The 11,604-nt window shown below is 67.2% G+C and carries 17 protein-coding genes and 2 pseudogenes; 12 read left to right on the top strand and 7 right to left on the bottom strand.

The features are described 5' to 3' along the window. Nucleotides 1-13 precede the first annotated feature (13 nt). Both FV227_RS05730 and FV227_RS05735 read right to left on the bottom strand, forming a co-directional pair. Nucleotides 14-1,000 carry a 2-hydroxyacid dehydrogenase gene (locus FV227_RS05730; protein WP_147724801.1) on the bottom strand — a complete coding sequence of 329 codons (987 nt, stop codon included), beginning with the start codon at nt 998-1,000 and terminating at the stop codon, nt 14-16. A gap of 55 nt (nt 1,001-1,055) precedes the next feature. Continuing rightward, on the bottom strand, nt 1,056-2,426 hold the full coding sequence (locus FV227_RS05735) for an MFS transporter (RefSeq protein ID WP_147858524.1): 1,371 nt from the start codon (nt 2,424-2,426) through the stop codon (nt 1,056-1,058). A 331-nt stretch (nt 2,427-2,757) separates the two neighbouring features. On the opposite strand from FV227_RS05735, the gene FV227_RS05740 reads away from it, so the two are divergent. From FV227_RS05740 to FV227_RS05745, 3 genes are all read left to right on the top strand, one after another. Then, nucleotides 2,758-2,976, top strand: coding sequence for a hypothetical protein (locus FV227_RS05740; protein ID WP_147724797.1), 219 nt, complete (start codon nt 2,758-2,760; stop codon nt 2,974-2,976). A gap of 39 nt (nt 2,977-3,015) precedes the next feature. Next, a complete protein-coding gene (locus FV227_RS28855) occupies nt 3,016-3,192 on the top strand; it encodes a hypothetical protein (protein ID WP_187274698.1) in 177 nt (58 codons plus the stop codon). 276 nt (nt 3,193-3,468) lie between these two features. Further along, complete coding sequence (locus tag FV227_RS05745; protein ID WP_147724795.1) at nt 3,469-3,873, top strand: hypothetical protein; 405 nt, start codon at nt 3,469-3,471, stop codon at nt 3,871-3,873. Between the two features lie 68 nt (nt 3,874-3,941). Here FV227_RS05745 and FV227_RS05750 read toward each other — a convergent pair whose 3' ends face one another. Continuing rightward, a complete protein-coding gene (locus FV227_RS05750; RefSeq protein ID WP_147724793.1) occupies nt 3,942-4,760 on the bottom strand; it encodes a universal stress protein in 819 nt (272 codons plus the stop codon). 263 nt (nt 4,761-5,023) lie between these two features. Between FV227_RS05750 and FV227_RS29710 the strand changes: the two are divergent. Both FV227_RS29710 and FV227_RS05760 read left to right on the top strand, forming a co-directional pair. Further along, nucleotides 5,024-5,176: pseudogene (locus FV227_RS29710) on the top strand (universal stress protein); the annotation flags it as partial. Next, entirely contained in the window at nt 5,176-5,811 is a 636-nt protein-coding gene (locus tag FV227_RS05760) for a DUF1003 domain-containing protein (RefSeq protein ID WP_348642507.1), read from the top strand. The pseudogene FV227_RS29710 and the gene FV227_RS05760, both read left to right, overlap by 1 nt. A gap of 58 nt (nt 5,812-5,869) precedes the next feature. On the opposite strand, the gene FV227_RS05765 is transcribed toward FV227_RS05760, so the two are convergent. Then, the gene (locus tag FV227_RS05765) at nt 5,870-6,193 is read right to left on the bottom strand and encodes a cytochrome c (protein ID WP_187274699.1); all 324 of its coding nucleotides are present in this window, start codon (nt 6,191-6,193) and stop codon (nt 5,870-5,872) included. Nucleotides 6,194-6,333: 140 nt separating this feature from the next. Further along, nucleotides 6,334-6,678 (bottom strand): hypothetical protein, encoded by a 345-nt coding sequence (locus FV227_RS05770; RefSeq protein ID WP_147724789.1) that lies wholly within the window; start codon nt 6,676-6,678, stop codon nt 6,334-6,336. Nucleotides 6,679-6,818: 140 nt separating this feature from the next. Here FV227_RS05770 and FV227_RS05775 point away from each other — a divergent pair, with 140 nt between their 5' ends. From FV227_RS05775 to FV227_RS29715, 4 genes and pseudogenes are all read left to right on the top strand, one after another. After that, nucleotides 6,819-7,469, top strand: coding sequence for a BON domain-containing protein (locus FV227_RS05775; protein ID WP_147724787.1), 651 nt, complete (start codon nt 6,819-6,821; stop codon nt 7,467-7,469). 70 nt (nt 7,470-7,539) lie between these two features. After that, on the top strand, nt 7,540-7,911 hold the full coding sequence (locus FV227_RS05780) for a hypothetical protein (protein WP_147724786.1): 372 nt from the start codon (nt 7,540-7,542) through the stop codon (nt 7,909-7,911). Nucleotides 7,912-7,925: 14 nt separating this feature from the next. Next, nucleotides 7,926-8,165, top strand: coding sequence for a DUF2934 domain-containing protein (locus FV227_RS05785; RefSeq protein WP_147724785.1), 240 nt, complete (start codon nt 7,926-7,928; stop codon nt 8,163-8,165). Nucleotides 8,166-8,224: 59 nt separating this feature from the next. After that, nucleotides 8,225-8,362 (top strand): annotated as a pseudogene (locus FV227_RS29715) (VIT family protein); the annotation flags it as partial. 182 nt (nt 8,363-8,544) lie between these two features. Here FV227_RS29715 and FV227_RS29720 read toward each other — a convergent pair. Together FV227_RS29720 and FV227_RS05795 are read right to left on the bottom strand one after the other, a co-directional pair. Beyond that, nucleotides 8,545-8,706, bottom strand: coding sequence for a flagellin (locus tag FV227_RS29720; protein WP_246686424.1), 162 nt, complete (start codon nt 8,704-8,706; stop codon nt 8,545-8,547). 31 nt (nt 8,707-8,737) lie between these two features. After that, nucleotides 8,738-9,193, bottom strand: coding sequence for a hypothetical protein (locus tag FV227_RS05795; RefSeq protein ID WP_246686423.1), 456 nt, complete (start codon nt 9,191-9,193; stop codon nt 8,738-8,740). Nucleotides 9,194-10,012: 819 nt separating this feature from the next. Here FV227_RS05795 and FV227_RS05805 point away from each other — a divergent pair. The 3 genes from FV227_RS05805 (at nt 10,013) to FV227_RS05815 (ending at nt 11,600) form a co-directional block, all read left to right on the top strand. Then, entirely contained in the window at nt 10,013-10,453 is a 441-nt protein-coding gene (locus tag FV227_RS05805; RefSeq protein WP_147724783.1) for a hypothetical protein, read from the top strand. A gap of 182 nt (nt 10,454-10,635) precedes the next feature. After that, the gene (locus FV227_RS05810; RefSeq protein ID WP_147724781.1) at nt 10,636-11,157 is read left to right on the top strand and encodes a hypothetical protein; all 522 of its coding nucleotides are present in this window, start codon (nt 10,636-10,638) and stop codon (nt 11,155-11,157) included. 2 nt (nt 11,158-11,159) lie between these two features. Further along, complete coding sequence (locus FV227_RS05815) at nt 11,160-11,600, top strand: YetF domain-containing protein (RefSeq protein WP_147724779.1); 441 nt, start codon at nt 11,160-11,162, stop codon at nt 11,598-11,600. The last annotated feature ends 4 nt before the right edge of the window (nt 11,601-11,604 follow it).

The following is an 11,604-nucleotide window of genomic DNA, read 5'->3' on the forward strand; positions in this document are numbered from 1 at the left end:
CGCCCCCGCGGGGTCAGAGGACCTCGTGGACCGGTCGTCCCGTCCGTTCGAACGCGTCGATGTTGGCGACGGTCGTCTCGGCGATGGCCGTCATCGCCTCGACCGTGAAGAAGCCCTGATGCCCAGTGACGAGCACGTTCGAGAACATCAGCAGGCGCTCGAAGACGTCGTCCCGGATCACCGCGTCGGACTTGTCCTCGAAGAAAAGCTCTTCCTCCTCCTCGTAGACGTCGAGGCCGAGGTGTCCGATCCGACCCTCGTTCAGGCCGGCAACGACGGCCTTGGTATCGATGATGGCGCCGCGGCTGGTGTTGATCAGCATCACGCCGCGCTTCATCACGCCGATGGCGGCCGCATCGATGAGATGGTGCGTCTCCGGCGTCAGGGGGCAGTGCAGGGAGATGATGTCCGAGGTGGCGAGCAGGTCCTGGAGCGGGCGGTAGACGACGCCCATGGCCTCGCAGGCCGGGCTCGGCTCGACGTCGTATCCCAGCACCGTGCAGCCGAAGCCCAGCATGATCCTAGCGACGCCGAGGCCGATCCGGCCGGTTCCCACGATTCCCACTGTGCGGCCATGCAGGTTGAACCCGAGCAGGCCATCGAGAGCGAAGTTGCCGTCCCGGACCCGGGCGTAGGCGCGGTGGATGTGCCGGTCGAGGGACAGCATCAGCGCCACGGCGTGCTCGGAAACGGCCTCGGGGGAGTAGGCCGGGACCCGGGCGACGACGATGCCATGCCGCTTGGCGGCGGCGAGGTCGACGTTGTTGAACCCTGCGGACCGCAGGACGACGAGGCGCACACCGGATTGCGCGAACACATTGAGGGCGGCGGTGTCGACCGCGTCGTTGACGAACGCACAGACGACCTGGGCCTTGCCGGCAAGGACCGCCGTGGTCCGGTCGAGCCGCGCATCGATGTAGGTCAGGGCGTGGCGGCCCGCGACCGCCGCGTCGAGGAAGCGCCGGTCGTACGGCTTGGTGCTGAAGACCGCGACATCCATGTGGTCATCCTTGGGCGTGAGGGCGTTCGAGGAGAAGGCATTTGGACGAAGCCGCTCAGGCGGGCGCCAGGACTGAGACGAAAGGCTTCGTGCCGTCCTGCGCGAGGGGTCCCTGCTCGGCCGTGCCGGTCTCCCAGAGGAACAGAGCGAGGACCAAGGCCAGGACGACGCCGCCCACCAGGGGCAGGAAGGCGGTCTGGAAGTCGGCCAGGGTCAAGGGTACGCCCTGCCGCGGTAGCATCAGGTGCGAGATGAACGGCGACATGATCCCCGTCGTCACGAAGACGAGGAAGTTCATCACCCCGGCCGCGGTGCCCTTCACCTCCGACGGGTTTGTCTCCTTCATCATCGAGAAGGGGATCATCGCCGCCCCGGACGCGATGCCGAGGATGAGGGCCACGGAGTAGCGCGGCAGCGTGCCCACCGGGACGTAGATGGCCGTCAGGCCCGCGGCGAGCATCAGCAGGGCGCCGCCCAGCAGCACCGGCTTACGCCGGCCGAGCCTGTCCGAGACGTATCCGAGGAGCGGGCAGCCGAGGACCCAGCCGATGGGCACCATGGCCGCGTCCGACGCGGCCTCCGCCATCGACAGGTTCTCGCCGGCATGGAGGAAAGACGTGGCCCAGACCAGGGCGCCGATGGTGGTGGGCAGGAACAGAAGGCCCCCGACGATGCCGGCGAGCCAGCTCTGCGGATTACCGAAGATAACCTTGAACGGATGGAGCAGGGCGGAGACCGAGAACCCGGCATGGTGGCTCGGGCTGTCGCCGGTCTCGCGCGGCATCACGAACCAAGTCGCGAGGGCCAAGACAAAGCCCATCGCGGCGAAGGCGACCCAGACATGCTGCCAGGGGACGTTGAAGCCGCCGGCCGGGTCGATGGCCATGTGAACGGGCTTCGATCCGAACGCCGCGCCGGCCATGCCCAGGCATTGCGTGAGGCCGATGAACAGCGCCAGCATGCGCGTCGGCAGGTAGCGGGCCGCCACGTAGGACGAACCGACGAAGGCGAAGATCGCCCCGGTCGCCTGAAGGACGAAGCCGATCATGCCGGCCGCCTCGCTTCCTTGCGCGAAGACGAGACATCCGAGGCCGACGACGGCGATGCCGTACGGGATGGTCTGGTGGGCGCCGTACCGGTCCAGCAGGACGCCTGCGACCAGGGCCATCACCGCGTAGGCGACGTAATAGGCCGAGATCATCGTCCCGATGTGATTGGCACCCCAGGCCGAGGCGAGTTCCGCCTGCATCACCCCGGGCGCAGACCGCACCGCGTACTGGAAGAAGTAGAAGACCGCGCAGAGCACCCAGGAAAGGAGGAACAGGAGCTTGAGCTCGGCCGGCGGCGAAGGATCGGATCGTCCACCTGCAGGCGCCGCCACCGAGAGGTCTTTTGGATCGCTTTTGGCGATTGCCGCGTCCACCATTTCGAGATCTCTCCGGCATTCGCGGCTGACCGCGGTTTCGTGATGCCCGCCCGGAAAGCACGTTCTTCCATGGTCGTTCGCGACATCGAGAGCCCCTGGTGAGGGGACGCGTCCTGCGAGCGAACGAGGGGACACGAAGACCCTAGATCGGGGCTCGGGACGAAGCCTTGCGCTGGATCAAGGATACCGCCCGCGTTCCCGCCGTAGGCTCGTTCCCAGCTGGCACCTCGATGGGCGGACCTCGCTCGCGACCGTGATCGGCCCACGAGGAACGGGTGACATGGGCGGGAGAACTCAAAGGTTCCCGAAGGATGGGAGCAACGTCGGGGCCATGCTCGACGGCATCTCGGCGGTGCTGGGGGCGCTCGTGGTCCTCACTCCGTTCCTGTTCTTGGAGACCGGGAACTCCCCCGCCGCACTGAACGCCTTCGCATGCGGGTTTGCCGTCATGGGCTTGGCCTTCCTCGACGGGCCCGAACCAGAGCCCTGGACACGGTGGGCATCCAGTGTGCTGGGTGCCTGGGTCGCCGTCTCGCCCTGGATGCTTTAACGGGCTCTCCTACCAATGGGCGCCGTCAGTCGACCGCCGATGGCCGAGCCCGCGATCTCGATGGCGTTCGTCCTCGGTGTTGGTATCGCGGTCGTCGCCGCCCTCGACATCGTCCGGACCACCTCGAAAAACCGTCGGTCGCTCACGAAAGGACGATCGACAGCGCATGCCCTGAGGGAAATCGGACGTCAGGTACCGGCATTCCTCTCGCGATGAAGGGGCTTTCCCTGCGAGCCGCGACGCGCCTCCGCCCGAACCGAGCCGGATACGTCTTCGGGTCAGCCTGTTCGGTCGGGAGGTCCCGTTCGTGGCGTACCGCGACCTCGCGGATGACACCCGCGATCCGGTCCCGAGTATCCTCCGGCTCCCGTCGGATCGCCACGGCGAGATGGCCCAGGGTGCGTCGCTTATTATTGATCAGGCGAGATTCGGGACGCCGCCGGAAAGCCGCCGGGCCCGCTGCTCGTATCCCCCCGACGGATGGATCTCGTCTTGCAGGGGACCAACCTGGCCCCGAGAGAACGGACCGAAGCCTTCCGGCGCGGCGCGGCCTTCGTGAACATGATGTCCCGGTGTCAAGACGGCATGCGTCGCTTTCGGAGCCAGCTGCGACCCGGTGCCGGTGCCGTCCTCCGCAGCCATCTCGCCGGCGAGACGCTCGACCACGTCGAGGGCAGCCCCGATCCCGTCGGCCTGCAGGCAGACCTCGTCCTCGTCGATCCGGCAGGCGTCGTCCCCGGTCCACCACCGCCCGTCGTCGATCAGGCGGAGCACCTCGACGAGACGGTCACGCTGCTTGGTCAGGGCCTCGACGGCGCGGGGACAGGTCACCTCGAATTCCTTCTCGCCGTGGTCGAACGCGGGGCGTCGACCGTGCAGGCGCGGGGATCACCGTAGATGCCGGGCCGGCGTCGTCCTTGCGGTGGATCAACGACCTCGCCGGACGTCGATCCACCGGATGGCGTTCAGTGAGACATCAGGCAACAGACAGGGCTGTGGTCGAGGAGGGTGCGCGTCACGCCGCCGAAGAACCATTCCCGCAGGCGACTGTACCCGAAGGCTCCGCTGACGATCAGGTCCGCCCCGAACATCTCGGCGGCGTCGAGCAGGGTCTCGGCCGTCCCGCCAGCCTTCGGGGCCTTGAGAACCCCCACGGCCTTGACGCCGTGCAGGCCGAGATAGGCGACGACGTCCTCCAACTCGGTCCGGTCGGTGCCCTCCGCGACCTGGACGACCTGGACCTGTTCGGCGAGCGTCAGGAACGGCATCGCATCGGAGATCGCCCTGCGGCCCTGCGGGGTGTCCTTCCAGGCCACCACCACGCGGGTCGCCGACAGTCGCTCCACGCCGTGCGGCACGACGAGGATCGGCCGGCCAACCGTCATCAGTGCGTCACCGGGTCCGACGGCGGCCGCGTGATGCGGCAGGTCGTTCTTCCCCTGACGCCCGACCACGACGAGATCGGCCGCCCGCGACTGCTCCGCGAGGAACGTGAGCGTTTCCCTGAGCTCGGAACGCCACTCGATCCGCTCCGCCGGCCGGGCCGCAAGACGGAAAGTCTCTTCCGCCCGGTGCAACTCACCGAAGGCTTTCTGGCGGAGGTCCTCGATCCCGTATCCGGTCGGCACGGACGTCTCCCCGAACCCCCGCGGGTAGTCCGGTGCCCAGGCCGCGACGCCGATGAGGCGTGCATCGAGCCGTTGCGCGAGATGCGCGGCCACACCGATCCGCGGAGCCGTCCGCTCCCCGGGATCCACGGCGACGATGATGCTGGCATACGACATGGTGGACCTCCGGTGACGAGGGGAGGACCATGCCTGTTGGCCGGGCATCCATCGTTGATCCAGCGCAAACCCGTTCCGGGCGGCGAAAGGCCAGGCATCGTCGTCCCTCGACGATGGCCCGGTACGATTTCCGGCCCCGCCCTTGCGTTGGGTCAAAGCCGGCACCTTGGCGGACGGGCATCGTCCGGTTTCCCGCAGCCGAGCGAGCCGTCCCGTCCATGACATTGGCGAGCATCATGGTGTCCGTCGATCTCGCAGGCGACACGGAAGCCCTGCTCGACCTGGCGTCCGAGGGCGCGACCGACCTGATCGTCATGGGAGCCTACGGTCATGGGCGCTTGCGGGAGGCCGTCCCCGGCGGCGTCACCCGGGATGTCCTGCGCCGTTGCCCCGTCTGCAGCTTCCTGAGCCACTGATGACCGAGCACGCCCCGACGAGCGGCATGATCCCTCCCGCGAATGCCGATGACGGCAGTAAGCCGCCGGTCGACGGTGCGGTCACCCAGCTGGCCCGGCAGTTGATGGAAGACGGATTGGAAGGGCTTTCCGAACGCGAGCGGCGGGTGATCCTTCATGTCGCCAAGCGGCGGTACGTGTCCCGGGACGTGAACCGCGTCCTCGTCGAGCACCAGACCTTCGGCGAGCGCCTCGCGGACCGCGTCGCCCAGTTGGGTGGCTTGTGGGGCTTCATCCTGGTCTTCACGGGAATGCTCGTCGCGTGGGTCGTCGTGAACACCGTCGTCCTGGCCCGCGCCGGCGCCTTCGACCCCTACCCCTACATCTTCCTGAACCTGATCCTGTCGATGGTCGCCGCTCTTCAGGCGCCGGTGATCCTCATGTCGCAGAACCGCCAGGCGGCGCGGGATCGCATGGCGGCCGGTCTCGACTACGAGATCAACCTGAAGGCCGAGGTCGAGATCATGGCCTCGCACGACAAGCTCGACCGCATCCGGATGGAGCGTCTCGAGGGCATGCTGGCCGACCAGTCGACCCGGATCGAGGCCTTCGCCAAGGCGGTCGGTGCCAGCGCCGAGAAGGCGACGCGTCCCTGACGGGTTTTCGATGTCCGCTTCCTAGGGATGCAGTTTGGAAGCCTCCATGGCAGGACGGTCATTGCTCCAGGGACTTCAGGTAGGCCAACACGTCCGTGATCTGATCGGGCTCGAGCTCGAACTGGGGCATGGTCGGATGCCCCGTGGTGATGCCCTCCGCCAGGGCCTCGCCGAGGTCCTCGACCGGATACTTCGTATGGAGTTCCCGGAATGCAGGTGCGACGGCCAGGGGGCTTTCCCCGATCCGGCCGACGGCATGGCAGGTGGCGCAGTTCGCGCCGACGAAGGTCTTGCCACGTTGGACCTGTCCATCCGTGGCCGCCGCCGCGACCTGTAGGAGGCCGGTCATGAGCAGCGCGGATACGGGAAGGCGAATGGACATGGGATGGCTCCGGGTTCGGCTGATGCCATGACGCGCCTCGCGCCGGACGCATCCGAGAAGCGAGGCCGGCAGGCCCCCATCGACGCGGAAGGTCCAGGCGGCGGGTCGGCTCGACGGTAGGGCGGCGACCGGGACGTCGCTCAGGATACGAGCCACATCAGGCAGACGGCGGTTGCCGATCCGAGGACGGCGACCCCCAGCATCCGCAGGCTCTCCGTCAATGGATCGAGCGATGCCGCAGTCGGCGTCGCTCGCGTGACGGCGACATTGGTCAACGATGCGACGTCCGTGCTCATGACCGATGGACCCCTGATTTCCGGTCGCGCCTTATTACGGCCGACCACGACCCAGGGATGGCCGCGTTGTCGGGCCCGGTCTTTGATCGAGATCAACCCCGGTGTTCCCGGTGGACCCGTGCTCGCCGCCCGAGCCGCTCGTTCGGTCATGAACAATTCCGGTGACGCCTGATCCTTGCGCTGGATCAAGGACTGCTCCGGTTCCGCCACCTAGTGTTCACCGGATGCCGGGACGCGTTTCGACGACGTCGCCGGACCGCCTCGCATGGGTCGGGGTCGCCGAGCCCTTCCGCGCATCGGCGATCCCGGCAGCCCCCAAGGAGACCGTCATGTCCCACGACACCAGCCTGCAACACCGCGTCACGGCCGAACTCATCTGGGATCCGGCGGTGACCTCCTCGGAGATCGGCGTCACGGCCAGGGACGGCGTGGTCGCCCTGTCCGGTCAGGTGGGGACCTACGACGAGAAGATCGCCGCCGAGGCCGCCGCATGCCGCGTCAGGGGCGTCAGGGCCCTCGTGCAGGAGATCGAGGTCGTGGTGCCCTACGCCCGCAAGCGGTCCGACGAGGACATCGCCGCGACCGCCATCGCCCGTCTCGCCTGGAACGTCGCCGTCCCTCCGGATCGCGTCATGGTGAAGGTCTCGAAGGGGACCGTCATCCTGACCGGCGACGTCGACCATCGCTTCCAGTCCGAGGTCGCCGAGCGCGAGCTTCGGCAGTTGTCCGGTGTCGTCGCCGTGAACAACCGGATCGTGGTCAAGCCCCAGGTCGACGTCGAGGCCGTCAGCGACAGCATCAGCGAGGCGCTGGATCGCTCTTGGCTGTTCGACCCGAAGACCGTGACCGTCAAGGCGGATGGCGGGACCGTCTACCTCGGCGGGACCGTGCGCACCATGCAGGAGCGCAGGGAGGCGATGGGAGCCGCGTGGGCCTCCCCTGGCACCACCGCGGTCGAGAACCGCATCAGCGTCGTCTGAGCGACGCGAAGCCCCTGCCGGTCCTCGTGGGCCCGGCAGGGATTCCGACCTCCGAAACAGGAAATCGACCATGACGAAGCCCCACAACGAGCATCGCCAGTCCACGGACGACGAGGATACCGGCACCGATGGAGGCCGCCGCATCGAGGGTGCCGCCGACGAGATCTTCTGGCGCGCGAACGACGCCGTTGAAGACGTCGCCAAGCGGGCGACCCATCTGGCACAGGATACCCTCCACCGCGGACGGGCTGGCATCCGCAAGGCCGAACGGTCGAGCCGCGGCGGACATCCGGGACGGGGGGAGCGCGGCCTGACATCGCCCTTGGCAACCGCCCTGGCCGTCGGCGCCATGGGCTACGCCATCGCGACCCTGATCCAGGGAGCGATGAGTAAGCGTCATGCGGCCTTGCACAGGGCATCGCCGGAGACGCCTCCGGCATAGGCGTGGCGGCGCCCATGACCATCGATCCCGACCATCGCGAGGACCAGAGCATGCCCACCGATACGACGCAGACCGAAGGCGACATCCGTCTCAGAGCCTTTGAGCTCTGGAACATGCGTGGCCGCCCTCATGGCTACGAGGTCGAGTTCTGGCTCCAGGCCGAACGCGAGCTTGAGGGCGAGAAGACCGGTAAGCCGGTGCTCCCCGACGGGGACTTCGTGAAGAGTGGATCGGGGTCCGATTGCTTTTGCTGACCCCCGTCCCTCGAACTCCCGGACAAAGGCGAGCGTCCCCTCGAGAAACCCTGAAGCCGATGCGCGCAATCCATATGGAAAAGCATCTCGTCAACCGCATCGGCTGGCTGCGTGCCGCCGTGCTCGGTGCCGATGTCGGGCTCGTCTCCACGGCGGGCCTTATTGTCGGCGTGGCCGCTTCCTCAGCTGCCTCGGGCGTGCGAGCACACGGTCGAGCCTCCGGACGTCGCGTGGAGTCCTACGACGGTGATGGCGACGTCATAACCCACGAGATCGTCGGTATCGGCGCACCGGCGTATGTTGCGCCCCCCCCGACCGCCTGGGCGCCTTCCCACGTGGCAGCCGGCGCGACGGCACGGCCGCGCCGGCCAGTCCCGGCTCAGCGCAGGAGCTGGAGGATGCCCTGGTTGGCGGTGTTGGCCAGCGACAGCGCCGAGATCGCCAGGGACTGGCGCGTCGACAGCGCCTGCGAGCGCGCGGCCTCCTCGTTCATGTCCGCATCCGTGAGGTTTGCCGCTCCGGTGTTGAGCCCGTCGACCATCTGCTTGGTGAAGTCCTGCCGCGTCTGAACCCTAGAGGTTCGAGCCCAGGGTCGAGCTCAGCGACTTCAGGCTGGTCAGCGCGTTGGTCAGCGCGTCCGACGCCTTGGCGAGGTCGGCGTTGTTCTGCACGCCGAAGTTCGCCCCGCCCTGGGCGGTGGCCGAGTCCACGAAGCTGCCGATCCCGAGGCCGGCCGCCGACAGGGCGGTGCCCTGGACGCTGAGCTTGGACCGGGCCGAGCCGGTCTTTTCGTTGAAGGCGATGGTCAGGTTGTCGCCGGCCAGCAGGTTGGTGCCGTTGAAGCCGGCATCCTTGGCCGCCTGGTCGACCTGCGTGCCGAGGTTGTTGAACTGGTCGATCAGGGCCGAGCGCTGGGCCGAGGTGCCGCCGGCCGTGGTGAACGCTGCCCCGCCCGTGAGCTTGGCGGTCTCCGTCGCGTCGGCAGTGAACTCGCCCACCGTGGTCAGGCCGGCGGCCAGGGTGATCACGTCCGGGCCGGTGCCGACGACGTCGAGCTGGCCGCTGCTGTCGATGGAGGCGGTGGCTCGGCTTCACTGCTGCTGCTCCACCGATCAATCCTGACGCGAACTCTTGACCCTTTGGCGACCTTCGGAAGGTCCGCTTCCGGGCTGTTGAGGTAGAGGCCAACGTCCGGGGTGGGTGGTTTTCTGCCAGTGTGCTTTTGAGCGTCAAACTTCAGAGGCGGACGTTCGACATTTGGCAGTTTTTGGCCGTAAGACGCTGGTCCGTTTCTGACAGAGTTCGCCGGAAAAGCTGACGGTGGTGTAGCCGACAGATCTATTTCACCGACCGCGGCGTAGTCGTCGAGCACGGCCCGTTGGCAACATTTGTTGCCTCCGCTCAGGACGAGCGAACGCGATGGTCCTTCTCGCAAGCCCTCTGACTGACTTTTGCGGGGCATATCAAAATCAAGACCCGGTTCCGCCCGCCGATTAGGTCGCCAGCAAGTTCTCATCGGCAATCGGCACACAGGGGCGGGCACTGTTCGCGCAAGGCAAATCATCGAGCTGAGCCTGCAGGGGTGCTTCCGCCGGACCATCGACGCCAGCGGACTCCGTTTCGAGATGACAATCCCGATCCGATGAGCGGTCGGGCCGGGTCGCCGGCGCTTAACGGAGGCTGAACGGCGCGGTTCAAGATGAGTTCGAACCCTGGCCCTAGAGAGCCGTCAACCCCGACAGGGGCCGATGCCAGTCTCCACCGGCATCGCCAGGAACTGGCCCCGTCCAGGTACACCGGGCATCCCGTGGCCCAGGCCGGCAAACGACACCCGAGGAAGACTCGACATGAACGACATGCAGACCATCACCGGCACCGTCTGGGCCGTCTTCGGCCACCGCTTCGCCATCGATGGCAAGGAAGGACGCATCCTCGCCGACCTTGGGCCGAAGGGCGCCGAGGTCATCGCAATCGCCCATGGCGACACAGTTACGATCACGGGCGAGCCCAAACCCTCGGAAATCAAAGTGACGCTCATCACCCTCAAGGACGGCACCGTCTGCGAGATCGCGTGGCCGCGGAAGCTTCACACGGAAAAGGCGAACCAGACCCCGGCCGATCCGGCGGCGGTCCTCGCGGCGGTCAAGGCCGAGGGCTACGCCGTCGAGGGAGAGCCTCAACGCAAGCCGAAGCACTTCGAGATCGTAGGCGCCAAGGACGGCATTCGACACGAGATCCACGTCGAGCTCTATGGGAAGATTCGGACGGCCAAACCGCTCGCCGCCTGAGAGACCGAGCCGGATCGCAGCCGCAATCCGGCGGTCGTGATCCGGTTTGCCGACCCGAAGGAGCGATCACGTTCCCGCGTCATCCCAGATAACGCCGCACCTGCAGGGAGCCAACGGCAGGTCCGACGACTTGGCTCCCGTCCCGGGCGGTTCCGCCCAGATCCCTGCCCAAGGAAAATATCTTGGACGTCATCCATCCCGACCCGCCGATGCGCGAGGAGATCGCGCGCGGCTTCTACCCGGCGTTCGAGGGACGTTGGCGGCGTGCCGAGATCATCGGCCGTTGGGCCATGGTCGCATTCGTGGGCGCCTCCGTTCTCGGAGCGTTCGGGCAGGGGCTGTTCAGCGAGCGCGAGGCTGCCAACGCCGATGCCTCGATCAAGCTCCGCTACGAGCCGGTGGTCCGCTTCGGTGCTCCGACCAAGGTCCAGTTCGACACCCGCGTCCCGCCCGGCGGCGATAAGGTCGCCGTGACCATGGCAAAGGGGCTGGCCGATCATTTTGGGTTGGAGAGCATCATCCCGCGTCCTTCTGTCTGGGAAGCCGGCGCCGACAGCATCCGCATGGAGTTCCCCGTCGTGAAGGGTCAGGAACGCGTCACCATCCTGTTCGCGGGCTCGCCCGGCTTCCGAGGCAGCATCCATCTCTGGGCACGGCTGGATGCAGGCGAGACCCTGCCCTGGTCGCAGTATTCGGTGCCGTAGGCATGAGCACCGTCTTCAAGGCCGCGGCCGCCTACCTCGTCGTTCTCTTCGTCATCCGCCTCATCGGACGCCGGACCGCGAGCCAGCAGGCCCCCATCGACATGGTGGTGCTGTTCCTGTTCGGCGGTATGAGCGTCAGCGCGGTGCTCGGCGACGACAAGTCGTTCGTCGGCGCGATGAGCGCGATCTTCACCGTCGGCCTCATGCACGTGGCCGTCTCATGGCTGAAGCTGCGCTACGTCTGGTTCGAGCGTATCTGCGACGGCACGCCCATCGTCGTCTACCGAGACGGCGACTGGGACGAGACCCAGATGCGGCGCCTGCGGATGCAGCAGGCCGACGTGCGCACCGCCGCCCGCCAACAGGGCCTCGATGACATGGATCAGGTCGCCGTTGCCATCGTCGAGCGGGATGGGAAGGTCTCGGTCATCGAGAAGGACTGATCCC

The organism is Methylobacterium sp. WL119 (assembly GCF_008039875.1).
In the GTDB taxonomy this organism is placed as follows: domain Bacteria; phylum Pseudomonadota; class Alphaproteobacteria; order Rhizobiales; family Beijerinckiaceae; genus Methylobacterium.

What these genes read in the sequence shown, in the direction of transcription:
- FV227_RS05775 (WP_147724787.1), top strand. Translation starts at nt 6,819, where the DNA reads ATGTCCCACGACACCAGCCTGCAACACCGCGTCACGGCCGAACTCATC.
- FV227_RS29720 (WP_246686424.1), bottom strand. Translation starts at nt 8,706, where the DNA reads ATGGTCGACGGGCTCAACACCGGAGCGGCAAACCTCACGGATGCGGAC.
- FV227_RS28855 (WP_187274698.1), top strand. Translation starts at nt 3,016, where the DNA reads ATGGCCGAGCCCGCGATCTCGATGGCGTTCGTCCTCGGTGTTGGTATC.
- FV227_RS05785 (WP_147724785.1), top strand. Translation starts at nt 7,926, where the DNA reads ATGACCATCGATCCCGACCATCGCGAGGACCAGAGCATGCCCACCGAT.
- FV227_RS05765 (WP_187274699.1), bottom strand. Translation starts at nt 6,193, where the DNA reads ATGTCCATTCGCCTTCCCGTATCCGCGCTGCTCATGACCGGCCTCCTA.
- FV227_RS05735 (WP_147858524.1), bottom strand. Translation starts at nt 2,426, where the DNA reads ATGGTGGACGCGGCAATCGCCAAAAGCGATCCAAAAGACCTCTCGGTG.
- FV227_RS05740 (WP_147724797.1), top strand. Translation starts at nt 2,758, where the DNA reads ATGCTCGACGGCATCTCGGCGGTGCTGGGGGCGCTCGTGGTCCTCACT.
- FV227_RS05760 (WP_348642507.1), top strand. Translation starts at nt 5,176, where the DNA reads ATGACCGAGCACGCCCCGACGAGCGGCATGATCCCTCCCGCGAATGCC.
- FV227_RS05815 (WP_147724779.1), top strand. Translation starts at nt 11,160, where the DNA reads ATGAGCACCGTCTTCAAGGCCGCGGCCGCCTACCTCGTCGTTCTCTTC.
- FV227_RS05730 (WP_147724801.1), bottom strand. Translation starts at nt 1,000, where the DNA reads ATGGATGTCGCGGTCTTCAGCACCAAGCCGTACGACCGGCGCTTCCTC.
- FV227_RS05750 (WP_147724793.1), bottom strand. Translation starts at nt 4,760, where the DNA reads ATGTCGTATGCCAGCATCATCGTCGCCGTGGATCCCGGGGAGCGGACG.
- FV227_RS05805 (WP_147724783.1), top strand. Translation starts at nt 10,013, where the DNA reads ATGAACGACATGCAGACCATCACCGGCACCGTCTGGGCCGTCTTCGGC.
- FV227_RS05780 (WP_147724786.1), top strand. Translation starts at nt 7,540, where the DNA reads ATGACGAAGCCCCACAACGAGCATCGCCAGTCCACGGACGACGAGGAT.